Origin of the sequence: Streptococcus marimammalium DSM 18627 (assembly GCF_000380045.1) — a bacterium.
GTDB classification, from domain to species: Bacteria; Bacillota; Bacilli; order Lactobacillales; family Streptococcaceae; genus Streptococcus; species Streptococcus marimammalium.
Genome location: NZ_KB904358.1, coordinates 134,624 through 159,748, shown reverse-complemented (window position 1 = coordinate 159,748; position 25,125 = coordinate 134,624). Strand labels below are relative to the sequence as shown.

The 25,125-nt window shown below is 33.5% G+C and carries 25 protein-coding genes, 1 tRNA gene and 1 other RNA gene; 12 read left to right on the top strand and 15 right to left on the bottom strand.

Annotated elements, in window-relative coordinates; all coding sequences use genetic code 11:
* The coding region (locus tag A3I1_RS08000; protein WP_018369884.1) for a Cna B-type domain-containing protein at positions 1–352 on the top strand (352 nt) is incomplete at its 5' end.
* 108 nt (positions 353–460) lie between these two features.
* Here the strand turns inward: A3I1_RS08000 and dtd are convergent.
* Both dtd and A3I1_RS0106225 read right to left on the bottom strand, forming a co-directional pair.
* Complete coding sequence (dtd, locus tag A3I1_RS0106230) at positions 461–904, bottom strand: D-aminoacyl-tRNA deacylase (RefSeq protein ID WP_026216793.1); 444 nt, start codon at positions 902–904, stop codon at positions 461–463.
* 4 nt (positions 905–908) lie between these two features.
* Entirely contained in the window at positions 909–3,131 is a 2,223-nt protein-coding gene (locus A3I1_RS0106225; protein WP_018370424.1) for a RelA/SpoT family protein, read from the bottom strand.
* A gap of 225 nt (positions 3,132–3,356) precedes the next feature.
* Between A3I1_RS0106225 and A3I1_RS0106220 the strand changes: the two genes are divergently transcribed.
* Both A3I1_RS0106220 and A3I1_RS0106215 read left to right on the top strand, forming a co-directional pair.
* Positions 3,357–4,124 (top strand): epoxyqueuosine reductase QueH, encoded by a 768-nt coding sequence (locus tag A3I1_RS0106220; RefSeq protein WP_018370423.1) that lies wholly within the window; start codon positions 3,357–3,359, stop codon positions 4,122–4,124.
* A 9-nt stretch (positions 4,125–4,133) separates the two neighbouring features.
* Positions 4,134–5,174, top strand: a complete 1,041-nt coding sequence (locus A3I1_RS0106215; protein WP_018370422.1) for a M42 family metallopeptidase — start codon at positions 4,134–4,136, stop codon at positions 5,172–5,174.
* Positions 5,175–5,273: 99 nt separating this feature from the next.
* Here A3I1_RS0106215 and A3I1_RS0106210 read toward each other — a convergent pair whose 3' ends face one another.
* From A3I1_RS0106210 to A3I1_RS0106175, 7 genes are all read right to left on the bottom strand, one after another.
* Positions 5,274–6,023, bottom strand: a complete 750-nt coding sequence (locus A3I1_RS0106210) for a 16S rRNA (uracil(1498)-N(3))-methyltransferase (protein ID WP_018370421.1) — start codon at positions 6,021–6,023, stop codon at positions 5,274–5,276.
* Positions 6,024–6,977 (bottom strand): 50S ribosomal protein L11 methyltransferase, encoded by a 954-nt coding sequence (prmA, locus tag A3I1_RS0106205; protein WP_018370420.1) that lies wholly within the window; start codon positions 6,975–6,977, stop codon positions 6,024–6,026.
* Positions 6,978–6,986: 9 nt separating this feature from the next.
* On the bottom strand, positions 6,987–7,457 hold the full coding sequence (locus A3I1_RS0106200; RefSeq protein ID WP_018370419.1) for a DUF3013 family protein: 471 nt from the start codon (positions 7,455–7,457) through the stop codon (positions 6,987–6,989).
* A 620-nt stretch (positions 7,458–8,077) separates the two neighbouring features.
* Complete coding sequence (locus A3I1_RS0106190) at positions 8,078–8,392, bottom strand: hypothetical protein (RefSeq protein ID WP_018370416.1); 315 nt, start codon at positions 8,390–8,392, stop codon at positions 8,078–8,080.
* Positions 8,393–8,786: 394 nt separating this feature from the next.
* The gene (locus tag A3I1_RS08260) at positions 8,787–10,733 is read right to left on the bottom strand and encodes a leucine-rich repeat domain-containing protein (protein WP_169332637.1); all 1,947 of its coding nucleotides are present in this window, start codon (positions 10,731–10,733) and stop codon (positions 8,787–8,789) included.
* A gap of 319 nt (positions 10,734–11,052) precedes the next feature.
* The gene (locus A3I1_RS0106180) at positions 11,053–12,123 is read right to left on the bottom strand and encodes a DNA/RNA non-specific endonuclease (protein ID WP_026216791.1); all 1,071 of its coding nucleotides are present in this window, start codon (positions 12,121–12,123) and stop codon (positions 11,053–11,055) included.
* A 211-nt stretch (positions 12,124–12,334) separates the two neighbouring features.
* Complete coding sequence (locus A3I1_RS0106175) at positions 12,335–12,922, bottom strand: TMEM175 family protein (RefSeq protein ID WP_018370413.1); 588 nt, start codon at positions 12,920–12,922, stop codon at positions 12,335–12,337.
* A gap of 204 nt (positions 12,923–13,126) precedes the next feature.
* Here A3I1_RS0106175 and A3I1_RS0106170 point away from each other — a divergent pair, with 204 nt between their 5' ends.
* From A3I1_RS0106170 to A3I1_RS0106160, 4 genes are all read left to right on the top strand, one after another.
* Positions 13,127–14,410 carry a replication-associated recombination protein A gene (locus A3I1_RS0106170; protein WP_018370412.1) on the top strand — a complete coding sequence of 428 codons (1,284 nt, stop codon included), beginning with the start codon at positions 13,127–13,129 and terminating at the stop codon, positions 14,408–14,410.
* A 196-nt stretch (positions 14,411–14,606) separates the two neighbouring features.
* Positions 14,607–14,801, top strand: a non-coding RNA gene (ssrS, locus tag A3I1_RS08390) — 6S RNA.
* A 1-nt stretch (position 14,802) separates the two neighbouring features.
* Positions 14,803–14,875: transfer RNA gene (locus A3I1_RS0106165), tRNA-Lys, on the top strand.
* A gap of 181 nt (positions 14,876–15,056) precedes the next feature.
* Positions 15,057–15,656: a Type 1 glutamine amidotransferase-like domain-containing protein gene (locus A3I1_RS0106160; RefSeq protein WP_018370411.1), complete on the top strand. Its 600-nt coding sequence runs from the start codon at positions 15,057–15,059 to the stop codon at positions 15,654–15,656.
* A 139-nt stretch (positions 15,657–15,795) separates the two neighbouring features.
* Here A3I1_RS0106160 and A3I1_RS0106155 read toward each other — a convergent pair whose 3' ends face one another.
* The 3 genes from A3I1_RS0106155 to A3I1_RS0106145 form a co-directional block, all read right to left on the bottom strand.
* A complete protein-coding gene (locus tag A3I1_RS0106155; protein WP_018370410.1) occupies positions 15,796–15,930 on the bottom strand; it encodes a hypothetical protein in 135 nt (44 codons plus the stop codon).
* Between the two features lie 172 nt (positions 15,931–16,102).
* Positions 16,103–16,498, bottom strand: a complete 396-nt coding sequence (locus A3I1_RS0106150) for a bleomycin resistance protein (protein WP_018370409.1) — start codon at positions 16,496–16,498, stop codon at positions 16,103–16,105.
* A gap of 23 nt (positions 16,499–16,521) precedes the next feature.
* The gene (locus tag A3I1_RS0106145; RefSeq protein ID WP_018370408.1) at positions 16,522–16,866 is read right to left on the bottom strand and encodes a nuclear transport factor 2 family protein; all 345 of its coding nucleotides are present in this window, start codon (positions 16,864–16,866) and stop codon (positions 16,522–16,524) included.
* A 521-nt stretch (positions 16,867–17,387) separates the two neighbouring features.
* Here A3I1_RS0106145 and A3I1_RS08255 point away from each other — a divergent pair.
* From A3I1_RS08255 to A3I1_RS0106120, 5 genes are all read left to right on the top strand, one after another.
* Positions 17,388–18,242 (top strand): helix-turn-helix domain-containing protein, encoded by an 855-nt coding sequence (locus A3I1_RS08255; protein ID WP_018370407.1) that lies wholly within the window; start codon positions 17,388–17,390, stop codon positions 18,240–18,242.
* A gap of 477 nt (positions 18,243–18,719) precedes the next feature.
* Positions 18,720–20,231 (top strand): amidase family protein, encoded by a 1,512-nt coding sequence (locus A3I1_RS0106135; protein ID WP_018370406.1) that lies wholly within the window; start codon positions 18,720–18,722, stop codon positions 20,229–20,231.
* A 21-nt stretch (positions 20,232–20,252) separates the two neighbouring features.
* A complete protein-coding gene (locus A3I1_RS0106130; RefSeq protein WP_018370405.1) occupies positions 20,253–22,076 on the top strand; it encodes a glycerophosphodiester phosphodiesterase family protein in 1,824 nt (607 codons plus the stop codon).
* 21 nt (positions 22,077–22,097) lie between these two features.
* Positions 22,098–22,613, top strand: coding sequence for an SA1002 family membrane protein (locus tag A3I1_RS0106125; RefSeq protein WP_018370404.1), 516 nt, complete (start codon positions 22,098–22,100; stop codon positions 22,611–22,613).
* A gap of 67 nt (positions 22,614–22,680) precedes the next feature.
* Positions 22,681–23,550, top strand: coding sequence for a CPBP family intramembrane glutamic endopeptidase (locus A3I1_RS0106120; protein WP_018370403.1), 870 nt, complete (start codon positions 22,681–22,683; stop codon positions 23,548–23,550).
* A 45-nt stretch (positions 23,551–23,595) separates the two neighbouring features.
* Here A3I1_RS0106120 and A3I1_RS0106115 read toward each other — a convergent pair whose 3' ends face one another.
* From A3I1_RS0106115 to A3I1_RS0106105, 3 genes are read right to left on the bottom strand one after another with little or no spacing between them, the layout of a single operon-like run.
* Entirely contained in the window at positions 23,596–23,910 is a 315-nt protein-coding gene (locus A3I1_RS0106115) for a cupin domain-containing protein (protein ID WP_018370402.1), read from the bottom strand.
* A 1-nt stretch (position 23,911) separates the two neighbouring features.
* Positions 23,912–24,250: a cupin domain-containing protein gene (locus tag A3I1_RS0106110; protein ID WP_018370401.1), complete on the bottom strand. Its 339-nt coding sequence runs from the start codon at positions 24,248–24,250 to the stop codon at positions 23,912–23,914.
* A 14-nt stretch (positions 24,251–24,264) separates the two neighbouring features.
* A complete protein-coding gene (locus A3I1_RS0106105) occupies positions 24,265–25,020 on the bottom strand; it encodes a class I SAM-dependent methyltransferase (RefSeq protein WP_018370400.1) in 756 nt (251 codons plus the stop codon).
* Positions 25,021–25,125: the final 105 nt, after the last annotated feature.

Sequence of the window (25,125 nt, the reverse complement as noted above, 5' to 3'; positions counted from 1 at the left end):
GGATGACGCTGACAATAAAGATGGTTTAAGACCAGCGTCTATTACTGTTCGTCTTTATGCGAATGGGAAAGAAGTGAAACATTTAGTAGTGACAGCTAAAGACAAGTGGTCTTATAGCTTTGAGAATCTTCCTGAGTATGAGAATGGTAAGAAAATTGAGTATAGTTTATCAGAAGATGCTGTTAAAGGCTATACTACAGTCATTAAGGGCTATGACATTACCAATGTCCATCGTCCAGAAAAACCATTACCAAAAACAGGAGAGTCATCAACTCTACTCTTTAGTTTAATAGGATTAGTAGTAACAGGGTTTGCAGGTTTCTTTACTTATAGACGCTATGTTAACAACTAGTCATTTTCCTAGTTATTACTAGAAAAACCCTCTGTCAATAATGACAGAGGGTTTTATTGTGTCAAAGACCAGCTTATACAGTAAACTGGTTTTTGATGGGAAGGCGGTTTATTTGTTTTTAGTATCTAAAATAATGGTTACAGGTCCATCATTAATGAGTGATATTTGCATATCTTCTCCAAAAAGACCTTCTTTAACACTAACAAATTCTGAAAGTTTCTGATTAAATTCTTGGTAGATTTTATTAGCATGTTCAGGTTTAGCTGCTTGTGTAAAGGAGGGACGATTACCTTTTTTGGTACTTGCAAACAGTGTAAACTGTGAAATAGATAGAACACTTCCTTTGATGTCTTGAATGGCAAAATTCATCTTATCATTTTCATCGGCAAATATACGCATATTGATGATTTTTCGAACAGCATAATCAATATCTTCTTGAGAATCTTCTGGACCAACTCCAACTAATAGGAGAAAACCAGCATTGATTTTGGCAATGGTTTTTTCTTTAACAGAAACTGACGCTTTTTTAACACGTTGTATAATAATTTTCATTTTTTTACCCATTTGTTCTTTTCACAGAATAGACATCTGGTATGCTTTTTACTTTATCAACTACTGTTGTTAGTGCAGTGAGATTGCTGACAGCAAAAGCAATATGAATATTAGCAAATTTCATATCTTTAGTTGGTTGTGCATTTACTGAGGTAATATTTTTGGTATTGTTTGACAACGTTTGTAAGATATCATTTAAGACTCCACCACGATTTAGCCCATAAATATCAATCTCAGCAAGATATTCTTTGTTAGCATTTGCCATATCCCATTCGACTTCAATGAGACGTTGTTCATAGTTTTCTTGACTTTTGAGATTTTGGCAGTCCGAACGGTGTATGGCAATTCCTCTGCCTTTAGTGATATAGCCTGCAATATCATCTCCAGGAATTGGATTACAACATTTTGCAATTCTCATCAAAAGACCAGATTCTCCTTGAACAATCACCCCATCTTCACTTTTCACTTTAAGAGTTTGTGATGGTTTTTGTTCATGTTTAATTTCTCCACCTTTAAGAAGTTCATTAGCTTCAGCTGCTGCTTTAGCTTTTTCTTCCTTGCGGCGCTCTTTTTCAGTTAATTTATTGAAAATACTGAGGGCACTAACTTCTCCAAATCCAACGCCAGCGTAAAGAGCCTCTTCACTACTATAACTAACTTTAGGTAAAATGTTTTCAATATGTTTTTTATCAAGGAATTTATTGGCAACATAACCATGTTCTTGGAGACATTCGATAAGAAGTTCGCGACCTTTATTAATAGAAAGTTCTTTATCTTGATTTTTAAAGAATTGTCTAATCTTATTTCTAGCCTTATTGGTTTTGACAATCTTAATCCAGTCACGACTAGGTCCAAAGGAATTGCTGTTTGTCACTATTTCAACAACATCACCTGTTTTTAATTTGGCAGTCAGTGGAATCATTCGTCCATTGACCTTGGCACCAATTGCTTTTTCACCAACTTGTGTATGAATGGCATAAGCAAAATCAATCGGACCGGAATCTTTTGGTAATTCTTTAACAGCACCATTTGGTGTAAAGACATAAATACGTTCTGCTAGAATATCCTCTTTGACTGAAGTGACAAAATCTTTAGCATTTACTGAATCATCTTGTAATTCTACAATTTCTTTGATTAATCGCATACCAAAAGTTGCTTTTTTAGAATTAACTTTTTCTTTAACTCCTTTTTTGTAGGCCCAATGAGCAGCAATACCATATTCGGCAACTTTGTGCATTTCTTTGGTACGAATTTGAATTTCAATGGGTCCTTTTGGTCCATAAACAGTTGTGTGAATGGATTGGTAACCATTGGCTTTAGGTGCTGCGATATAGTCTTTAAAGCGACCTGGCATTGGACGCCATAGTTCATGAATATAACCAACCATAGCGTACACATCGCTTGATGTTTCCATGATACAACGAATTGCAATTAAATCAAAGATTTGTTCAAAACGTTTTTTCTTGTCACGCATTTTTCGATAAATAGAATAAATATGTTTTGGCCGACCATAAACATCACCCAAAAGACCTTGTTCTTTTGTGTATTGGTTTATTTTATGAACAATATCATCCACAAGTGCTTCTCGTTCTCTACGTTTTTCTCTCATCATTCGAGAAATTTTATAAAATTCATATTCGTTGATATAACGAAAAGCAAGATCTTCTAACTCCCATTTGATTCTACTAATTCCCAAACGATGAGCAAGAGGTGCGTATATTTCCATAGTTTCATGAGAAATACGTTCTTGTTTATCTTTTCTTAGATGTTTAAGTGTTCTCATATTATGTAAACGATCAGCCAGTTTGACTAAGATAACACGAATATCTTGTGACATAGCCATTAGCATTTTCTGGTGATTTTCAGCTAATTGTTCTTCATGTGAACGGTATTTGACTTTACCTAACTTGGTTACACCGTCAACAATAATACGAATATCTTTACCAAAGGCTTCCTCTAAATCATCTAATGTGTAATCAGTATCTTCTACTACGTCATGTAAAAACCCACAAGCTACGGTTGTGGCATCCAAATGGAGTTGTGCTAAGATAGCTGCAACTTGAATGGGATGAATGATGTAGGGTTCACCTGATTTCCGGAATTGCCCCTCATGTGCCTGTGTAGCAAAATCAAGTGCTTTTTGCACAAGAGCGACATCTTTTTGATTAATATATGTCGCAGCCAAGACCACTACATCTTGGCCGGAATAATTTCTTTCTTTAGGCATATGATTTTCCTTACTAATTGAACAAGAATGTTCATATATTTTTTTTTCTGTATTGTACTATTTTATCACTTTTAAGGTGAAAATAAAAAGTTTTGAGAAATAAAATTTCAAAAAAGGCTGATATCTCACTGTTTTGTTCCATTATAGCCTATAGGCGAAGTGCTTTCAATGTGATATAATAGATGGAGCTAGTGATGAAAAAATTAGTATATTAAAGGAAAACTTATGATCGATTTACGGGAGATTTTGGACAATCTTAATCCAAATCAAAAAATTAATTATGATCATGTCATGCAAAAAATGGTGGCAGATTGGCAAAAAAAAGGCCAACGTCCTAATGTTTTGATGCATGTTTGTTGTGCACCATGCGGGACATATACACTAGAATATCTGACTCAATACTGCGATGTGACCATTTATTTTGCTAATTCTAATATTCACCCTAAGGTTGAATATGAAAGAAGAGCTTATGTGACTAAAAAATTTGTTCATGATTTTAATGCGAAAACAGGTGAGTCAGTGCAATTTTTATCAGCACCTTATCAACCCAACGAGTTTAAACAAGTCGTTCGTGGTTTAGAAAATGAGCCCGAGGGTGGTGATAGATGTAAAGTTTGCTATGATTACCGACTAGATAAAACTGCTCAAAAGGCTGTCGAGCTTGGTTTTGATTATTTTGGTAGTGCCTTAACCATTAGCCCACACAAAAATTCACAAGTGATTAATGCAGTGGGAATTGATGTACAAAAATTGTACACAACTCAATATTTACCAAGCGATTTAAAGAAAAATAATGGCTATAGGCGTTCTGTTGAGATGTGTGTAGAGTATGATATCTACCGACAGTGTTATTGTGGCTGTGTTTATGGTGCTAAGACACAGGGAATTGACCTTGTTCAGATCAAAAAAGATGCTAGTGCCTTTATGGCAGATAAAGACACCGAAAATGAGTTTCCAAACGTGGTCTTCACCTATAAGGGAAAAACAATTTAAGGAGAAAAAATGACACCAACCGTTAACTATATTAAAAAATTAACCGCTATTCCATCACCAACAGGCTATACAACTGAAATTATGGATTATGTCCAAGCCGAGGTGGAAAAAATGGGGTATACCGCTAAAAGAACACCAAAAGATGGCTTGATGGTGACCATAACAGGTGAAAATGATAAAAAACATCGCTTGTTAACTGCTCATCTGGATACGTTGGGGGCAATGGTTCGTGCCATTAAACCTGATGGGCGTTTAAAGATGGATTTGATTGGTGGTTTTGTTTACAATGCGATTGAAGGTGAAAATTGTAGCGTCCATGTAAGTAAAAATGGTAAAGTAATTTCTGGTACCATCTTAATGCATCAAACTAGTGTTCATGTATATAAAGACGCAGGAAGCGCAGAGCGTAACCAAGCCAATATGGAAGTTCGTCTTGATGAAAAAGTGACCAATGAAGCAGAAACACGTGCTTTAGGGATTGAGGTTGGGGATTTTATCTCTTTTGATCCAAGAACGATTGTCACCCAGTCTGGTTTTATCAAATCGCGTCATTTGGATGATAAAATTTCAGCAGCTATTTTGTTAAATCTCTTAAAGGTTTATCAAAAAGAGCAAGTAACCTTGCCTTATACGACGCATTTTTACTTTAGTTCTTTTGAAGAATTAGGTCATGGAGCCAACTCAAGTATTCCTGCAAAAACTGTTGAGTATTTAGCGGTTGATATGGGGGCAATGGGGGATGACCAGCAAACAGATGAATACACTGTCTCAATCTGTGTTAAAGATGCCTCAGGACCATACCATTATGGCTTGCGTCAACAGATGGTAGCACTGGCTGAGAGTAAGCAAATTCCTTATAAACTAGATATTTATCCTTTCTATGGGAGCGATGCTTCGGCAGCGATGCGAGCAGGAGCAGAAGTGAGACATGCCCTTATCGGTGCAGGGGTAGAGTCAAGCCATTCGTATGAACGTAGTCATATTGATTCGGTGGAAGCAACGGAGCGTTTGGTAGATGCTTACATCAAAAGTGAAATGATTGATAAGTAATCCTTTAGAGACTTTATTTAAAATTAATGAACAATATTAAATAAGAAAGAGGCTGGAACATAAGTTCCAGCCTCTTGATTTTTATTATTAGTCAATGCCCTACTTATCATCAAGTTCTAATGCATAACTGATAGCGCTCAAAGCATAAAGTGGTGCTGTTTCTGTTCGTAGGATTCTTGGTCCTAGTCCAAGAGTATTGGCACCATATTGCTGAAAGGTTTTGATTTCTTCTGGTGACCAACCACCTTCTGGTCCAAAGATAAAAAGGATTTTCTCACCTTTTTTAAGAGTAGAGAGGGTTTTAGCCAGTTGAGATTTTTCTCCAGTCTTGGCTGATTCCTCGTAAGCAATTAAAACCTTGTCAAATTGGGAAAATTGCGCTAAAAAGTCAGATTGACTAGCAAACAATCCTACTTCGGGTAGTCGATTGCGTTTACTTTGTTCGCTAGCCCCGATAACAATTTTTTCTATTTTCTCTGTTTTCTTAACCAATTTTTTGGCATCCCATTTGACGACGGACCAATCAGCTGGAAAGCCCCAGATGGCACTTGCTCCTAATTCGGTGGTTTTTTGAGCAATCCACTCTAACTTGTCACCTTTTGGAAAACCCGAAGCAATCGTCACATCAACCGGCAATTCTACGTTTTCTGCTAGTTCTTCAAGAATTTCAAGTTCGTAAATCTCACGATTGGAGACTTGTGCTAGACGTTTAACACCATCATCAAATACCAGAACGACTTGTTCATCATTTGTCAGTCTCATTACTGAAAACATGTGTTTAATTGTTTCTTTGTCTTTAATGATTAGACGCGTGGTGACAGGAAGTCCCTTAATAAAATACTGTTGCATTTAGCCTCCCATTACTCCTGTTTTATCGTTTGTTTTTTTAAAGACACAAGCATGCCATTCTCCTTGTATCATGTGGGTTTCTAAAAAGAAACCGGCTTTTTCAGCAGCTGTTTTAACCATTTCCCATTTGTCTGAAATGATGCCAGACATGATGAGGTAGCCATTTTCTTTAACGAGTTGATAGGCATCATCGGTGAGATGGATTAGAATATCGGCAAGAATGTTGGCGACAATGACATCGGCTTTAATTTCAATCCCTTTTAGGAGATCACCAGTGGTAACAGAAATATTGGCAGTGTTTGTATTGAGGGCGATATTTTCTTTTGCCACTCGGACAGCAACATCGTCTAGGTCGTAGGCGTGGATATCCTTTGCACCTAGTAGGGAACTGGCGATTGAAAGAACACCAGACCCTGTGCCGACATCAATGACTGTTTCTCCACCTCGGATGACTTGGCTCAAGGCAAATAAGCTCATCTTGGTTGTCGGATGGGTACCTGTTCCAAAAGCCATTCCCGGATCAAGTCTGATGATTTTTTCGTTATTACTTGTTTGGTAGTCTGCCCAGCTGGGAACGATGGTTAAATCGTGAGTAATTCTTGTTGGCTCATAGTATTTTTTCCACTGGTCTGCCCAGTCTTCTTCAGCTAATTCTTTTGTTTCAAATCGGAAGTCGCCAGTGATAATGGTCTCTTTTTTTAGAGTTTCCAAACAATTTTTTAGCTCGGCTTTCACTTCAGCAATGGCTATATTTTCAGGGTAGTAAGCGGTAATGCTCACGTCATCAGATTGACTAATGTTCGGAAAAATTTCACCATAACGACCAACCTGCCCTAAATAGTCAGCACTATCTTCAATTGCAACCCCTTGACTACCGGCTTCGATGAGGAGATTAGAAATAATCTCTTGAGCCTCACGATTGCTAATGACTTTTAATTCTTGCCACTTGTCCATAATTACCTCTTAATATCTAGGATAAGGGAAAAAAGTGGTTTCAGTGATTTGAGCAAGCTCTTTCTCAAAACACTCTTTTTTCCAGTCCATCACAAATTCTTCCTGGCTGTCATCGGCTAGAAAATCCATTAAATCACTTAAGCCATCAGTTGCTACCTCATTGAGATGATTGGCGAAAACGGCAAGAAATTCACGAGAAAACCCCTTTTTGGGATGATAGGGAATGGTAACAAGATAATCAGTTTCTTCAAAACGGGATTTATCAGGCTGGTAAAATAAGATAAAATCCTCCAAAGTAATATCTTCACTAACGATTTGACCATCATCATCAATCGTTTCAACCCCAGAACTATTTTGTGCCTCAAGAATAAAACTGACCTCAATTGCATGATTTTTCTTATTCCAGTTGATAGCATAGTCATAGTGAAAGGCTTTGTCAAGCTCTTCTTCTAAAATGGAAAGAAAGCCGTATTTTGCCATAATGTGTCTCCTTTGTCTTGTAATGGTTGGTTTAATAGGCTTTAGAGAGCCTTTGAAATGGGTTGTTATAAACATTTATAGAATGGAAGTTAGTTTGAATCTGTTAGGTTAATTAAACTTGCTAATATTATATCATACTATGGGTCAAAAGATTTTAGTGGTATAACAATGGTGGTCAATTTTATTTGAAATAATAGGAGTTTAATAGTAGTATGACGTATGAAAAATATTTTACAGCGGTTTTAAATGACATTGACGTTAAAAAAGATAAGCCTCTTTATAACATTTTTTTGAAAGCCTTTGTTTAATATCAAAAAGATCAGGATGATACGTCATTGCTAGGCTTGCTCATGAGGTATCACTCCATTTAATGTCCAACAAATACAAGGCACCTCAAAGTGTTGTAGACTTTATGTTGTTAGGTCAAAAGGAATTGACAAAACTAGAGGAAAAGCAAGATTTTTAAAAATGCTTGCCATGTCTTTAGCTAATATGAGGTGATTTTTTAATGATTATTACTGAGCAAAAACAATTTGACAAAGTCGTAAAACTTCTCTAGATTTAAGAATAAAAAGCACCTTTTGGTGCTTTTTATTCTTAAATATGGGATTATTATCATTTTATTTAGTTAATTTTATTAAGATTTCAATGATAAATATGAGGAATAAAATACATAGAAATGAATATTTAACAAAATATTTAGTATTTTTTATCTTAACTGAGTAGATGACTACTGAAATAGCTAGCATCCCAAGACTAATAATAGCAATGTATAGCAAAACTAATAAGCACATCATTAGCACTGAAAACATGATATCTGGAGCAGAAAAATTTCCTAACCAAACAATAGCAATGCATAGCAAAGCTAATAAGCTAGAGAGCTTTCCCATGCGATACAGGTATTTAAAAATAGTGCTCATTTTTTGCTCAGACATATAGTCACCCCCTAATACTAGTGGTTTCTTGGGCATAGACTCATCGTAAAATAAGTTTGCTTAAGAATGATATAAGTGATACGGATGGCTAGTAAAATAAAGCAGATATTCCAAATAATCACTAAAATACGATGGATAAATTGAAAATATTTTTTTAACAGCAATAGTAAAGTAAGGTAAAGAAACAATAAAATGAAACCATATTTATGATATGATTTAAAATTTTTTATAAAATTATTTACTAGAATAACAAGAATCTCTTTCTTATAATTATTATATCATAAACTAGTCTTTAATACAAAAAGCACCCAAGGATGCTTTTTGTTATTGTTTATTAAAAACTCTTACTATTTTTTTATAAAGTCATTAATTCAAAGTTTTGGCTGTCTTGTTTTTATTGCGTTAAATTTCTTTTTCTAAAAATCATTAAAGTTAATATTATTAGTCCAGAAACTCCAAACAACAATGATTGGTTATCACTTTCACCTGTTTCTGGAAGCTTTTCTGATGATTTTGAATTGTCTGTTTTCTCTTTTTTCGGATGCGTTGTTTTTGTAGTAGAATCATCTTTTTTTATCACTGTTACTGTTGCAGTTTTGGTGGTGCTTGCTCCTAAACGATTTGTGACACTAAAGGTTATTTTGCACTGTCCTATTTTATCAGATTTAAAGTTACCGTCATCAACTAAGACTACAGATTTTGTCAAATCACCATCTATTGTATCTTCAGCAGATACTATAAGGGTCATTAAGTCTAGCTGTTCTCCTTGGTTAATACTTGCATCTCTTACTTTTAATACAGGTGCTTCAGTGATAGGAGATGCTTTTAAGCTATAGATAGCGTAAACACTTAAGTCTTGGTTAACAACGGTTGTTTCAGTAAAACTCATCTTTTTCCCATCTGCGCTAGTATTCCATTCTTTGAAGGTATAGCCATCTTTAGTTGGTTGATTTGGCATATTCTGTTCTGTTAAATCATCACTAGCAATTGTTTTTCCATCCTGGACTTCAACTCTTGCATAGGTGTTATCTCCATTAATGAAAGTCACTGTATGAATAGCTGGTTTCACCTCAAGTGTTCCATAAATGATTTGAATATCATAATTTTCTGCTAGAGTGTTGTCATTTAGAGTATATGTAAATTCATTATCAGAAATACCAAGACCACTTTGTCTTCCAGTTACAGTAAATTTAGCTCCTTCGTTTTCAGCAAAACCTTCTCCTTTAATAGTTACCTTTGGATTGGTAAGAGGTTTACCATCGTCATTTTTTTGGGCACTTTCTGATGTTAAAATAATTTTTCTTTTTACAATGTCTAATTTTTGTGTTTGAATGATACTACCTTCGTAGACACCCTCTACTTGAGCTCTTACAGTGATTGTTTTACTATCAGAAGTGTTTTTTGCTGTTATTTCATTAATATCGTTAGTCCAATTAATCCCATCAAGGCTGTAGTCAATTTTGACATTGTGTCCGTTTTCATCAACAGAATGTGCTTTCATAGCAGGTTGTTCCATTCCATCATAGGTATAAACAACATCTGTTGTAGCAAGTGAGACGTTTTTGAGGATATTTGGAAGGGGATGGTTGATGGTGACAGAAACATTACCTTGATATAGATTTTCAAAATCTTTTAAAGGATTTTCATTTTTGGTGTTTTGACGAAAACAAAAAATGAATTTTTCTTTGTCTTTGGCAATTTTAAACGTATTTGTTTGAGCATCATAGGTGGCAGTATTTTGTTCAATCCCATCAGGTACTACAGGTTCTCCGTGTATTCCAATAATTGGATTTTCTATGACACAAAAACCGTCTTCCTCTTTATCACAGGTTACTGTAAGATTGATAGTTTGACTGTGTAAATGGCAATAATTGGCCATGTTATCAACATAATTAGCAATAGGAGATATATCCATGATGTGATTGTGACTGAGATCTAGTGTTGTTAACGATTTGAGATTTTTAAGAACACTAATATCTGAAATATCGTTGTTCCAAAAATTTAAATAGGTTAAGTTAGTTAAATTAGCTATAAAACTGATATCTTCTATCCCACAATTCATGAAAGCTAAAAATGTCAGCGATGCACACTCTCCAATTTTTTGATAATTTAAAGGAAGTCCATTGCCATTATCTCTAAAAAAGGTGAGGTTAGTACAATATTGTATCCCTTCAAGATCAGAGACCCCAGCTGGAAGTTCAATTTGTTCTATAGTTGCTAACCGTTCTAAAGCAATATCAGAATCGTCACTTTGATTGAGTTTTTGATTGAGATAGGCTTTAAAAGTCTCATCAGGAATATTTGCTGTCGTTGCTTGAGCTGGAATGACGTTAATTGCCATCATCACTATTGGGATAACAATCATAGCACAAAAAACAATAATTTTTTTCGCATTTTTCTTCTCCTTTTATTAAAACCATAAGCGAAAATAGTAACAATCATTTAAAAAAGATGACTATATTTTATCTATCTCAATGTTTATCATAACCCCCATAATTTGTCAATTACTTATAGGTTATGACTCAAAAAAAGCACCTTTAGGTGCTTTTTGTTATTATCAATAAAGAATAAGTGATTTCTTCCACTAAAAAACCTTAAAGTATTCTAAGGTTCATGGCAGACATATATTATATTTGAAGTGTGATTAAGAAGTTTGGTTATTACCAAGGAAGTCCGGCAGCGGCAATCTCGGCTTTAGATGCATATTGACCATTTGGACGATGCCATCTTCCTCTATTATCTCTAAAATAACCTCCTTGATTAGCAGCTTGTGCTTTTTCGGTCGCAATCCTTTCTTGTTCAGCTCTTTGTGCTTCTTCAGCTGCGATTCTTTCTTGCTCAGCTCTCTGCGCCTCTTCGGCTGCGATTCTTTCTTGCTCAGCTCTTTGTGCCTCTTCGGCTGCGATTCTTTCTTGCTCAGCTCTTTGTGCCTCTTCGGCTGCAATTCTTTCTTGTTCCGCTTTTTGTTCTTTGGCAGAAAGAACAGTATTTTGAGCCAAGCCTGTTGCATAGTCTATAGTAGCATTAGGTGAAGTGTTATCAAGAACAACTTTACTAACCCCATAATTATCTTTGGTTGCTTTACCACCAATATTAATCTCTAAAAGATTACCATTTTCATCAATACCAACATATTGTAATTCAATTTGTCTTGGAATTAATTCATCTCCTTGATAAATAGGAGTTACTTTATAGTCAAGCCAGTAATTAGGGTGAGTTGCTAACCATGAATCTAATCGTTTTTCATAGAAAAGGATACTGTCTTGATTATTTTTATTGGTTCCTTTATAGTTTCCTGAATTTAGCCATGCAGTCATTGGGACTAAGTTTTTAGCTTCATCATTTAAACCACTAAATTGGTAACCAATTAAATGACCTCGGTTCATCAACCAAGCTTTCTTTTCACCATTTTCAAAATAGAATTTGTAGTTGTGCCATCCTACTGGATTATACTCTAATCTTTTCTTACGTTTTTTTGTTGGCTGATCCTGTTCACGTAGTTGGATATGAGCTGATGTGGCACGTCCTTTATCATCTAATTTTCCTAAAGAAAGTTGTAATTCTTTTTTGAATTCAAGAGTTCCTTTATCTGTTTCTTGGTATTGTTCCGCTTTAACAACATTGTTGCTAAAAGCATTTTGTTGATTATTGACTGGTAGTGTTATAGAACTATATGATGTCAATAAAACGACAGCACTAAAAATTATTTTCTTAAAAAGTTTCTTTTTCAAAATCATTTGATTCTCCTTAAATAAAAATAAAATTTTTTCTTAATAACAACTTCCTCAGTTAAGGTTAGCTACTAAGATGAGAATCACTAATAACTTCCTTTTCCTGATAAATTTAATATATTAAGTCTTATTAACTGACATTATACCATATATTTTGAAATAATGTATCAAAACTACTAAAAAAACACCTTTTTAGATGCTTTTTTGTATTTTAATCAATCCACTTATCTCCTAAGGCTTTTTCAAAGCGATTGTCTGGGATGAACCAGATGGCCGCAACAGTAATATAGCCTAGCTCTGCAAGAAAAACGGAAAATGGCGCCATGAGAATTGAAAAAATATAGATCACTGTAGATGCTTTTGCTTTTAAATCTTTACCGATAATACGTTTAATAATTTTTGAGTGTTCACTATATTTGATGATTTGATTTTGGAGAATGAAGTAAGATAAGGCGGTAAAAAAAAGGACAATACCATAAACCATGACAGGTAGTGTTTTATTATAAAAGCGACTGACCCAATCTGTTGACCAAGGTATTAATGACACACAAAAAAGCCAAAGATTATTAATCCATAAGATGACACCATTAATTTTTGTGATGCTAATCATTAGATTATGGTGGTTATTCCAATAAATGGCCACATAGATGAAACTTAATACATAAGCAAGTAACCCAGGAATAGTTTTTAATAAGGAGCTTAGTGATTCTGTATCAGGTGCCTTTAATCCAAGAACCATAACAGTAATAACAATTGCTAAAATACCGTCACTAAAGGCTTCTAGTCGTGAACTTGTCATGTAATACCTCCTTTGATTTTTGATAATTGTTCTTAAATAGTTATTTCGTTTATTTTTTCAAAATAATTATTACAGTTATTATATCATAGTGTCATTATTTTTAAACTAGATGTGACCTCACTTAAAGACCGTATTTTCACTTCATCTCTTTTGTCTTGTGGTATAATCAGTATAAAGAGTGACTGTAAGAGAAAGGAAAATATTATGCCAAACAATTTAGCCTTGCGGATGAGACCAAGAGATATTTCAGAAGTGATTGGTCAAAAACATTTGGTAGGAGAAGGAAAAATTATTCAACGGATGGTTGCGGCTAATATGCTTTCTTCCATGATTTTATATGGGCCACCGGGTATCGGAAAGACATCAATCGCTAGTGCCATTGCTGGCACAACAAGATATGCCTTTCGGACGTTTAACGCGACGGTTGACACTAAAAAAAGACTTCAGGAATTGGCAGAAGAAGCGAAGTTTTCAGGTGGTCTTGTTTTATTACTTGATGAAATCCACCGTCTTGATAAGACTAAACAGGATTTTCTTTTACCTCTTCTTGAAAATGGTAATATTATCATGATTGGTGCCACAACAGAAAATCCTTTCTTTTCAGTCACTCCAGCTATTCGAAGTCGTGTTCAAATTTTTGAGCTAGAATCGTTGTCAAATGATGATATTAAAGAAGCCATTAAACGTGCCCTTGATGATAAAGAAAGAGGCTATGAATTTGACGTCAGGTTAGATGACGACGCTCTTGATTTTATCGCTACAGCAACAAATGGCGATTTACGATCTGCCTATAATTCGCTTGACTTAGCAGTTATGTCAACTACTCCAAATGAAGATGGATACCGTCACATCACGCTTGATATCATTGAAAATAGTTTACAAAGAAGTTACATTACCATGGACAAAAATGGTGATGGCCACTATGATGTGTTGTCAGCTCTTCAAAAATCAATTCGTGGAAGTGATGTTAATGCTAGTCTTCATTATGCAGCAAGGTTGATTGAAAGTGGGGATCTTCAGAGTCTTTCTCGACGTTTGATAGTGATTGCCTATGAAGATATTGGGCTGGCAAATCCTGAAGCTCAGATCCATACTGTCACCGCTCTTTCTGCGGCTCAAAAAATTGGTTTTCCTGAAGCTAGGATTTTAATTGCAAATGTCGTTGTTGATTTGGCACTGTCACCTAAGTCCAATTCTGCTTATTTAGCAATTGATGCAGCCTTATCTGATTTACGTTCTAACGGAAATCTTCCTATTCCAAGACATTTACGTGATGGGCATTATAGTGGCAGTAAAGAATTAGGAAATGCTCAAAATTACAAATACCCTCACAATTATCCAGAAAAATGGGTTAATCAGCAATATTTACCTGACAAGCTTCAACAAGCTATATATTTTAAGGGTAATGAGACTGGAAAGTATGAACGAGCTTTAAAAAATCGTCAAAAAATCATTGAAGATTTAAAAAAACAATTTTTTTCAGAATAATCGTTTTTTAAATTGAGAAAGTTTTAAATAGCTTTTCTTTGTTTTTAATTTATAGATTAAAAGAAGAAAATTATTTTGATTTTGTTCGGAAATTAACCTCATAAATAAGGATATTCTCAATGATATCAATAGTCTAATGCATCTTGAGATGTTTCTAAAACTTGAAAATTTCGTAAAATATGGTATGATAATAATAAAGATGCTGTGGTATACGAATTCACATTACTGTGTTGACCGACTAATTTTTGTATTATTAGGGAAACAAAGATCTCCTAACAGTATGTAGGCCGTTTCACGCGGAAACAACTAAGTTGGGAACACGTTGCCCACCTGCGTATAGCGTGCGGGTTCAATACAAGCCGTGAATAAACGGTACCAATACAGCTTTTTTTGCCTTCTTAGCTCAGCTGGCAGAGCAGCGGACTCTTAATCCGTGGGTCACAGGTTCGATCCCTGTAGGGGGCATCTACCACACAAGAAAAAGCCTTGTTTTCAAGGCTTTTTTGCTTGGTTGAAAGAGATTTGTCCCCTCATTTGTCCCATGAAACTTAATTTGTTTGCTTGCTTATTTGTTACATGATTTTATTTCATTACTCAATTTTGTGATAAAATAAAACTAAACTATAATAGAAGGTGAGAAAAATAGATGAAATTATTTTTATGTTCGGCTTTTGAACAAGTAGGATCTTTATTAAAAAATGAAGTGGAAGGAAAGAATGTTGTATTTATACCAACAGCTTCTATAAATGAAGAATATAAAGGGTATGTAGATTCAGCAAGAAATCTATGGAAAGAATTGAAGGCAAATATTTTTGAACTTGAAATTTCAACCGCATCATTTGATGATATTCATAAAACTTTTGAGAAAGCAGATATTATATATTTTACTGGTGGAAATACCTTTTTCTTAATTGACCAGTTGAAAAAAACAGGAGTAGATGAGTTAGTAAAAAAAGAGTTATCAAATGGGAAACTGTATGTAGGAGAATCTGCTGGTGCTATTATTTGTGCAAATGAACTGTCATATATCAAGCCTATGGATGCAGTTCCGGAAGATTTCTCTCAAAAAGATTATACGGGATTAAATTTGATAGATTTTTATGTTGTTCCTCATTATTTGTGTCCACCATTCACAGAAAGCTCTCAAAAAATCATTGAAGAAAATTCCAAATTAAATATAGAAGCTATTACAAATTCTGAAGCTATTATGGTTGAAAATGGTCAAAAAACGAAGATGAGTTTATAGAATATGACTATCATTAAGGAGCAGTTTAGGATAAAAAGTTATTGAAAACTGTTTTTAATACATAAGATATAGAAATTTTTCTAGTCTATCTACCAAATAAGAAAAAAGCCTTAATTTTAAGGCTTTTTTACTTGGTTACTTATTTGAAATAGTCTTCATACTCAGAAAAATCTTCATCTCCAAAAAATTCTTCTACATCTTCTTTGTTCCCAAAATCTATTTTCTTACCAATACTTTTTTGTTCTACCAAAATTGCAAATTCTTCATCTGTCACTATTAGTACCTCATTATTAAATTATCGCCATAGTTGTTTTATATCATTGTACTCCTCTTGAATCATTCCACACATACTAGTCTCCAAACTCTACCAGTTAATTTTTACATCTTCTAATTTATTATTATCAAATCAATTTAGCAGAACTTGCAACTACTTTATCATCTTCTCTCTAGTCGCTAATTCTAATGAAGTAACCATCTGGGTCTAAAACGGAAAATTCTCTAGGTGTCACCATTTTATCATCAACTCTAAACTGGTGTGTTGTCAACTCTTTTTTTATCGGGTAGTTGTCTTCAATCAAGCGCTGATAAATATCAGTGATATTATCAACACCAAAGGTAAAATTGACGCCTCTGCCAAAGGGATAATGTAACAACTCTAAGTCCTCTTTTCCCCCTTCTTCAAGCATGAGTTGAATTTTGCCCAAAGATAAAAAAATAAACTTATCTTCAGGTCTTTCATAGGCAATACTAAACCCTAGTAAACGCACATAAAAGTCTCTTGATTTATCAATATTGCTAACGATTAATTCTGGTATCAGATCATTGTATTCTAGTAATGTCATATGATGCTCTTTTCTAGTTTTTATTAGTCTTCTTTTGCTAAGGTTCCTTGGTGGAACAACAATTTCCAATCATTCTGATAGATAACCCAGATAGAACTGCGATTGGTTTTTTGTCCAGTCATGTTATCGATTAACTGGTAAGTAGCAAGGTATGATGTTTCAGACAAGGCTAAAACATTGTAGTCAATGATTTGGTAATCACTGTCTGACAGGTCAATTTTTTCAAAATCTTTTTTATGGAAAATTCTGCCTGAGGCACCAAATTCTTTGTAGTCAGGATGAAGGATATCAAGATATGTCTGGTCTTTTCTCTTGTCATTCGTTAAATGACGCCGTTCATAAGCTAAGATGTCAGGTATTTTAGTCATGAGTCTTCTCTCCTTATCCACAATTTCTTGTCAGAATGATAGTCAAATCATGTCTTTAAAATTTCTAAATATGATTTTTGATGTTGCTTCATTTTATCATAAATGATAAGAAAAATGAAATGGTAGTGGTTTAGAGAGCTCATAAGATTTTGGTGATAAATTTTCATTTTATTTGTAAAGATTTTTGGTTTTTAACATACGAAAGAGAAAAAGGATGATATTGTATTATTGTTGACTTTTATTTTAAAGGATAATTCAATGAGAATAGTTTTTACAATACCGAAAATAACGGTTTAATCCAATTATATTCTAGAGCATATAAGATATACTAGTCATTAGAAGACTCTTTTTTGAATAGTTATTCAAAAATTATCGTATTATTTTTCTTGTTTTGCTAGTTAGGTTTCATCTCTATTGTAACGCCATAACATGTTATAATTAGTACTAAAAATATAATTTAATTAAAGTGATAAGATGGTATAATATGCTTAATATAATTATAAATGTTCAAGGAGAGTTTATTGAGACATTTAACACAGCTTAACGAATTGCTAAAATATGTGGAAAGTCATCTAACTGAGGAAATAAATTCAAAGTATATTAAACAAAAATTAAATTTACCGTATGAGACTCTTTCCAGATTATTCAGCAGTTTAACAGGAATGAGATTAAATACATATTTTAAATATCGAAAACTTAGTGAAGCAGCTAAGGATATCATTATGACAGACGATAAGATTATTACAATAGCTTTTAAGTATGGTTATGAATCATCGGAGTCATTTTCTTCAGCTTTTAAAGATTATCATGGTGTTTCTCCAATTGCTGTGAAAAAAGGAGCATCCTACAAAACATTTATTCCTATTGATTTGACAGTGATTATCAATGGATGTAAGGATATAAAGGTTAGTTTTGAAAAAATTTCCACTTTAGTAGTAAGTGCCGTTGAACTAGGGACAGTAGAAGATATTATAGCTAGTAATTATGATGTCATAAAAAGTTATACTGATTTGACAAATTTACTTAGTCAAGAATTAGATCCTGACAGCGTCGATTTATATGAAATGATTTTGCCAAATGCAAAAGGAGTTCCTGTTTATTATTTAGGATGCCAAAGATTAAAAAATTCTTTGGAAAATAAACTTAAGATGCATTCAGTAGAAATACCTAATGGTGAATATATGGTTTTTGAAATTCAGTCAGCCATTAATAAAACAATTGGCAGTGAACTTAGATATATTTTAGACAATTTTTTTGTAGATAATAACTTGCCTTATCATCCCATTCAGATTGGATATTATAAAGTGGGCGATAGAGAAAGTGATGATTATATAATGAAAATGTATGTAGGGATAGATGTCGAGTCAAAAATATAAAATAAGAGAACATAGGTATTAATTAAGAAAATCTATGTGTTAGAGTTATGAATAGGAGATTCTTACTGATATTTGGGTGTAGTAGTAATAGAATTCTTATCAACTAAGGCAAGGATTTTATTGCTAGGGTGTTTTGTTTACATGATTCAGTAAATTATAGTCTAAATTCTTATTTTTAACAAAAAGTGGTCGAATGAAGGAAACAGATTTAAAACTGATATTGTTAAATAAATAGAGCATAAATGTTTGAGTTCTCTCTCTATTTATGTTAGTGTTAGGTAAAAGAAGTTTTATTTTATTGATTTTCAGGTTTAACCTTTTATATTTTATTTGTATGTTATATTTTGTTTTAAGTGTTTCATATAATTATGAAACACTTTTATACTATTTAAATCCTTGTGTGATTTATTATTTAAATTTATTAATAGTTTTGCCAATGAAAATTGAACTTAATTATAAATAAAAGATGGAGATGTTATGAAAAAAATTATTATTGGTATAGCTATAACGGTTGGTCTTTTGATTGTTGTTGGTGGAGGAGTGGCGCTTTTTATTCAATCAATGCTTCCAGAAAAAGAAGAGAGGATTGCTTTTAGAAACGATGACATCATTAAACAAATTGATCAACAATTAGAAGGCATAGATATTGAAAAAATAAAAACTAAAGCTCCTTTTATCGAACAAAAAACTGTTAGAGAAATCCAGGAAAACATTGCAAAAAATGATATTAGTTATGAGGAATTAGTGGCTTATTATTTAATTAATATTAAAGAATATGACCAAAGTAAAGATGGCAATAATGCTGTTAGTGAGATCAATCCTAATGCGATAAAAGAAGCTAAGTTTTTTGATCAAATGTCAGAAGACCTACCTTTTAAAGGAATTCCTGTTTTAGTTAAAGAAAATATTAATACTAATGACATGCCTACCAGTTCTGGCACTGATGCTTTAAAAGATTTTATTCCTGAGACTAATGCACCAGTTGTTGAGGAGTTAAAGTCTAACGGTGCTATTATCTTAGGAAAAACTAATCTATCTGAGCTCTCTTATTGGTTGAGTGAAAAGGCACCAAGTGGCTATAGTGCCAAAAAAGGTCAGACACATAATCCTTTTAATCCAGTTGAATTAAGTCCTTCTGGTTCTAGTGCTGGTAGTGCGGTATCTATGTCAACTGATCTTGCAACAGTATCTTTAGGGACAGAAACCCTTGGTTCTATTGTTTCTCCAGCAGCGGTCAATTCAGTGGTTGGATTTAAACCCAGTAGAGATAAGATTAGTGGTGAAGGAGTTGTTCCCATCACACTTAGTTTGGATACTGTCGGTGTAATAACTAAAACAGTAGAAGATGCTCTTGATACCTATAATGCTGCAAGTAATCAAAAAATTGAAATTGAATTGCAAAAAAATGCTATTAAGGGTAAAAAGATTGGCTTGTTGCCGGGTGAAAAAAATTTTACTAAATCATTAAGCCGTATACTGACTCAAATGGGAGCAGAAGTTGTTGAATTAAAAGAAATAGACACTTCAAAAATTGATACACAATTTATTATGATGAATGATTTTGAAAAAGATTTTAATAATTATCTAGAAAGTAATAACGCACCCATTAAATCTTTAAAAGAACTTATATCATATAATAAAGAAGATTCAGAGAGTAGAATAAAATATGGACAAAGTCTTCTTGAAAAATCACTTGCTTTTTCTGATAATGATGACACTAAAGTGGAAGAAATAATCAAAAAGGCAAATGAACAATTAGATAAAGTCATGACAGATAACAATCTGCATGCCATTGTTTTTCAAGACAACAGTGGCGTTGTTTTAACAGCAACTTCAGGAGCACCAGAAATAACAGTTCCTTTTGGACAAAATGACACACAACCTATTGGAGCTACCTTTTCAGGACGTTTAGGGGATGATGCCGCCATTTTAAATATTGCATATAGTTTTGAACAACACACCAAATTGAGACAAATCCCTAACCAGTAACAAATATGAAAGGTGATTATTATGATATCATACATGAAAAAAAATCATACCAATTTTTGGGTTTATCTCAAATATCAAATTGTGACTAAACTCGCTTTATCTGCTCTTATTCTCCCACTATATACTTTTTTACTTAATTTTTTAATCGCATCTAGCGGTAGAGATAATCTCTCCAGTGGAGATTATTTGAGTTTTGTTTTTAGTCTACAAGGTGTAGGGATGTTAATTCTTAGTTTAATTCTCTTTGTGAGTATTATAGGGATTGACGTCAGCTTATTTATTGCTCTAAGTACCATACAAAGAGAAAAAGAAGGCTATATCAAAAGTACTCAGTTATTAAAGATTGGCTTACAATCGATAAGAAATTTACTAAATCCTGCTGGATTATTTGTGGCTTTCTACTTAACAATTTTAGTCCCAATAGCAGGAGCTGGGATGGGTGTTTCTTCCATTGGAAATATTAAAATTCCAAATTTTGTTACCTCAGTGATTTATAGTAAACCGCTTTATCTTGCTCTTTATACTGCAGTTGCTATCATTATTACGCTTATTACAATTTTACATATCTTTACTTTTCATTACATTACCCTGACAGGGGATAATATTTTTAGTAGCTTAAAAAAAGCTAGACAGTTATTCTTAGGCCACTGGAAAGCATTTCTTAAGAGAATGATAAACTTTTTCGGTTTTCTCTTAGCCATTTCACTCATTGGTGCTTTGATTGTCGGAGCAGGATTGCTTGTTCTTTTAGCATTACAAAATGTTAATACGGAACTCTATCGTTTCTTTAACTGGTTAATTCTTTTATCAACAGCTTTTATTGTTTTCATGGTGACTGCTGTTATTCTCCCATTTTTCATTCATACTTTGACGGATTTATTCTATCAATTTAATGAAGAAGACGGTCATAGGGTGGTTTTAACACCAACAATGGCAAAGCTACTTAAAACCTCAGAAAAACCAGCAAAACTAGGCTTTCTACAACGTTATGCTTTTAAAATCTTTATATCAGGAACAGCAGTTATTATCTTATTAGCTTCTATTATGTTTACCTTATTTTTCAACGAGATTTTTAAAATTAATCCTCATATTGATGTTATTGCTCATAGAGGTGGTGGTGACCTAGGTGTTGAAAACTCAATTGAAGGAATTGAAAGTGCAATTGCTGAAGGGGTGGAATGGACTGAAATTGATGTGCAAAGAACTAAAGATGGTTACTATGTTCTTAATCATGATAAGAATTATGCTCGTATTGCAGGTATTGACAAAACACCAATGGAGATGACGTTAGACGAGATTAAAGCACTAGATTTAACTAATGAGTTTGAAGAAAATGCACCTACCGCAAAGGTACCAACCTTAGAAGAATTAATTGTAGCTGCAAAAGATAATATTGGTTTGTTCATCGAATTAAAAGGAGCTAGTGCTGATCATCAAATGGTTGATGATGTGGTAGAACAAATTAAAGCCAATCATCTTGGTGATAAGGCTGTTATTTTATCCCTTGATTATGACATTATTGAGTATACTGAAAAAAATTATCCAGAAATCGAAACGGGTTATCTCTATTTCTTTAATATCGGTAATCTAAAAGATTTAAAAGGTGATTATCTGATTATGGAGGAAAGAGAAGCAACTGATGATCATGTGGCTACTATAAAAGAACATGGAAAAAAAGTTATTGTTTGGACAGTTAATACACCTGAGTCAATTGCTGAATTTGTCAACTCAAATGTTGACGGCATTATTACTGACCATGTCAAACCCGTCAAACAAGCCCTTAAAGACAGAAGTAAAAGAAGTGATGTGGAGATTATTCTTCACGAACTTGGCTTATTGAAATGATAAAAGAGAAAGGGTGATAAAATGATTGTATATATCATATTTTTAGCACTAATTGTCGGTATAGGATTTTTAACAAAACTACCAAAAGAAAGACGAATGGATCTTCCTAAGGCCTTTTTATTGGTTGTTGTGGCACTAACAATAGGAACGATTAATTTTGTGTTTCTACATCTTTTAGCCTCTGTAACACCATTATTAAGTGTTGTTTTGAATGATGTAGCTTCCTTGTTCGTTTTGATTTTAAGTATTGCCATCATTTCGGGTATTATTTTATATTGGATTGGTGTTTGGGTAATTCCAAAATTAAAAATACCGATGAGCGTCATTGTTCTATCAGAATACATCATCCAATGGTCATTGATTTATATTACTATTTATCAAATCACTTTTGATTCTCTCTTTAAGGGTGTAGCAACAAAAGAAGTTACCAAGATAGAAGTCACTAATCCTACAGATATGATGATTATAGTTTTACCTACTCTCATTTCAATTTGGATTTCGGTTATTCTATATAGAATTAGAAAAAATGATATCTAAAAATAATGCTAAGTTTTGTTAATGATAACGGTTTTAACAATATTAAAATAAAAAAAGGAGAAAGCATATGTTTCACGAAAAAATAAATGCAATCAAGGCTACAGGACCTTGGAAATTAATTGGAATACCTGTCTTAATGGTATTAGTGGTCTCTGTTGCTATACCAGGTGTGATTCAAATGATTGTTGGGTTAGTATTGCCCTCACAAGAAGGTCAATTGATTACATTGGCGTCCGTTGTTCAAATGATGTTAACATTTTTTGCAACTTTATTTGCTCTATTAGCGGTGGCAAAATTAAAAGCAAAAGATTTTGGTTTTACTAAAACTGTTGGTCAAGACATTTCTAAAGGTTTATTGTACGGTTTTGGGGCTATTTCGGTAGTTGCCTTAGTTCTTGTTTTACTAGGTGCTGTTAATATGACCTTTAACTTTCATTTTGGTTCCATTCCAACTATTATTCTTGCAATGTTAATGTTTACTTTTCAAGGACCATTAGAAGAATTGGTTTATAGATCTTACTTGATGCCTCATTTTGGAAAACAGTTAGGGATGGTCAAAGGGATTTTGCTAAGTTCAGTCTTCTTTACTTTAATTCATGCCTTAAACCCCGGTATTGGTTTTATGCCTATTGTTAATCTTTTTCTAGCTAGTCTTGTTTTTTCACTAATCTACTACTTGACAGAAAGTTTTTGGTTGGTGGGAGCAGCACATGCTGTTTGGAATTTTTCACAAGGAATAATCTATGGCTCACTGGTGTCAGGAAATCCGATAAAAGAAAGTATTTTCACTGCTACACCGATTAAAGGGATGGACTTCATCTCAGGTGGTAGTTTTGGTTTTGAAGGTGGTGTTATCACTTCTCTTTTAGGTATTATTTTGATGGTTTTACTAATTATTGCTGTTAAGAAAAAAAATAGAATTTATACAAGAGCGTAACATCAAAAAAGCATTTTCCCTAGGAAAAATGCTTTTTTGATAGTCTTAGTTATCGCTTGTTAGTTCTAATTGTAAAAATTTGGTATTTTCATCTGCTTTCAAGTGATGTTCTTGAGTAGCAGGAATTAAAAAGAGAGCATTTCCTTCTAGTGATTGGCTTTCTTTGTTATTAGTCACTACTAATCTTCCCTCAAGAACGATTAGTAGTTTTGTCTTGGGGCTTGATTCGTTACTGATGGTTTCTCCCTTTGCCATAGCATACAAAACAAGCTTTTCTTTGATGTCTAGTTTTTGATTAAGAAGGCGACTAGCGATTTGATGGTCATGATAATTAATGGCTTCTAACAGATTTGGAAACATTTTAGGCCTCCGGTTTAACAACAATCAATAGCATTTGAAAAGCTTCTTTGGCGATTAAACTGTGGGGAATATTAGCTGGCATGATTATTGTTTCACCGGCAGACACACTATAGTTTTTATCGTCAATGGTAATAACTGCTTTACCACTTAAAATGTTGACCATAGCATCTCCAGGAGAGGAGTGTCGACTAATTTCTTGTCCTTTATCAAGAGAAAAGAGAGTCATTCCTAAATCTTTTCGTTGAACGAGGGTTTTACTTAGCATTTGTTCTTTTTCGATAGGAACTTCATTTTTTAAGTTGAGCACTTTACTCATTTCAATTTTTTCAATATATGACATGTTGTTCTCCTTGATTACTTGATACTTGCTACTGCAATATAGCAGAGATTTTTCCCAGTTTTATTGAAAAATCGTCTCATATTGAGAAATTGTTCTCTATTTTCTTTTTTTAAACCGCGAGAGATAATTTTAATGCTATTGATGAGTCCTTCGTCTTTAATCATCCCAAACGGTGACATGAGAGTCATTTTTCCGTGAATATAGTTAGATTTTGAGAAGCCTGCATCCAGAATAATGTGTCGCCAATCATCTAATTGCAAAGGAGTAACGTTCACGTTGATGGTTTGACTGAGTTGATTAAGGATGGATTGAGTTTTAAGATCCTCATAAGAGACATCGTGAGTGAGTAAGATACCTCCTGGTTTTAAAACACGATGATATTCTTTAAGTGCCTTACTTTTAGCTTGATTGTTTAACATAGTTAACATAGCTTCATTAATAACTACATCAAAACTATTATCTTCAAAGGGCAATTTCATGGCATTAGCTTGCATGAGAGTAATATAATCTCCTAGTTGAGCTTTTTCAATCGTTATTTTTGCTTTTTCTAAAGCTTTTTTATCCATATCAACAGCAGTGATGTGGCAATGAAATCGTTGAACTAAGTCGATGGTTGTTGTTCCTTGATTGCAAGCAACCTCAAGAACCTTACTTTTACTTGAAAAGTGACCTTTTTCAATCAACCAGTTAGTTGCTGTAATACCTCCAGGACGTAATCGTTTTTTTCCTAAACGTGCTAAAAATTGATGTCCAACTTCTTTACTTGACAATAGTTTTCCTCCTTTAACAAATAAGAGCCATTATTATAGAGACTGTATTGTTCTTTCTTCATCATTTTTTAATAATTATTTATACTATAACACGCCACTATAAAA

Bases quoted from the DNA above. Each gene is read 5' to 3' on its own strand.
- A3I1_RS0106145 (WP_018370408.1), bottom strand. From the start codon at position 16,866: ATGACTAAAATACCTGACATCTTAGCTTATGAACGGCGTCATTTAACG.
- A3I1_RS0106115 (WP_018370402.1), bottom strand. From the start codon at position 23,910: ATGTTTCCAAATCTGTTAGAAGCCATTAATTATCATGACCATCAAATC.
- A3I1_RS0106125 (WP_018370404.1), top strand. From the start codon at position 22,098: ATGATTGTATATATCATATTTTTAGCACTAATTGTCGGTATAGGATTT.
- A3I1_RS0106160 (WP_018370411.1), top strand. From the start codon at position 15,057: ATGAAATTATTTTTATGTTCGGCTTTTGAACAAGTAGGATCTTTATTA.
- A3I1_RS08260 (WP_169332637.1), bottom strand. From the start codon at position 10,733: ATGGCAATTAACGTCATTCCAGCTCAAGCAACGACAGCAAATATTCCT.
- A3I1_RS0106190 (WP_018370416.1), bottom strand. From the start codon at position 8,392: ATGTCTGAGCAAAAAATGAGCACTATTTTTAAATACCTGTATCGCATG.
- A3I1_RS0106110 (WP_018370401.1), bottom strand. From the start codon at position 24,250: ATGTCATATATTGAAAAAATTGAAATGAGTAAAGTGCTCAACTTAAAA.
- A3I1_RS0106215 (WP_018370422.1), top strand. From the start codon at position 4,134: ATGACACCAACCGTTAACTATATTAAAAAATTAACCGCTATTCCATCA.
- A3I1_RS0106135 (WP_018370406.1), top strand. From the start codon at position 18,720: ATGAAAAAAATTATTATTGGTATAGCTATAACGGTTGGTCTTTTGATT.
- prmA (WP_018370420.1), bottom strand. From the start codon at position 6,977: ATGGACAAGTGGCAAGAATTAAAAGTCATTAGCAATCGTGAGGCTCAA.
- A3I1_RS0106120 (WP_018370403.1), top strand. From the start codon at position 22,681: ATGTTTCACGAAAAAATAAATGCAATCAAGGCTACAGGACCTTGGAAA.
- A3I1_RS0106200 (WP_018370419.1), bottom strand. From the start codon at position 7,457: ATGGCAAAATACGGCTTTCTTTCCATTTTAGAAGAAGAGCTTGACAAA.
- A3I1_RS0106170 (WP_018370412.1), top strand. From the start codon at position 13,127: ATGCCAAACAATTTAGCCTTGCGGATGAGACCAAGAGATATTTCAGAA.
- A3I1_RS0106210 (WP_018370421.1), bottom strand. From the start codon at position 6,023: ATGCAACAGTATTTTATTAAGGGACTTCCTGTCACCACGCGTCTAATC.
- A3I1_RS0106220 (WP_018370423.1), top strand. From the start codon at position 3,357: ATGATCGATTTACGGGAGATTTTGGACAATCTTAATCCAAATCAAAAA.
- dtd (WP_026216793.1), bottom strand. From the start codon at position 904: ATGAAAATTATTATACAACGTGTTAAAAAAGCGTCAGTTTCTGTTAAA.
- A3I1_RS0106225 (WP_018370424.1), bottom strand. From the start codon at position 3,131: ATGCCTAAAGAAAGAAATTATTCCGGCCAAGATGTAGTGGTCTTGGCT.
- A3I1_RS0106175 (WP_018370413.1), bottom strand. From the start codon at position 12,922: ATGACAAGTTCACGACTAGAAGCCTTTAGTGACGGTATTTTAGCAATT.
- A3I1_RS0106130 (WP_018370405.1), top strand. From the start codon at position 20,253: ATGATATCATACATGAAAAAAAATCATACCAATTTTTGGGTTTATCTC.
- A3I1_RS0106150 (WP_018370409.1), bottom strand. From the start codon at position 16,498: ATGACATTACTAGAATACAATGATCTGATACCAGAATTAATCGTTAGC.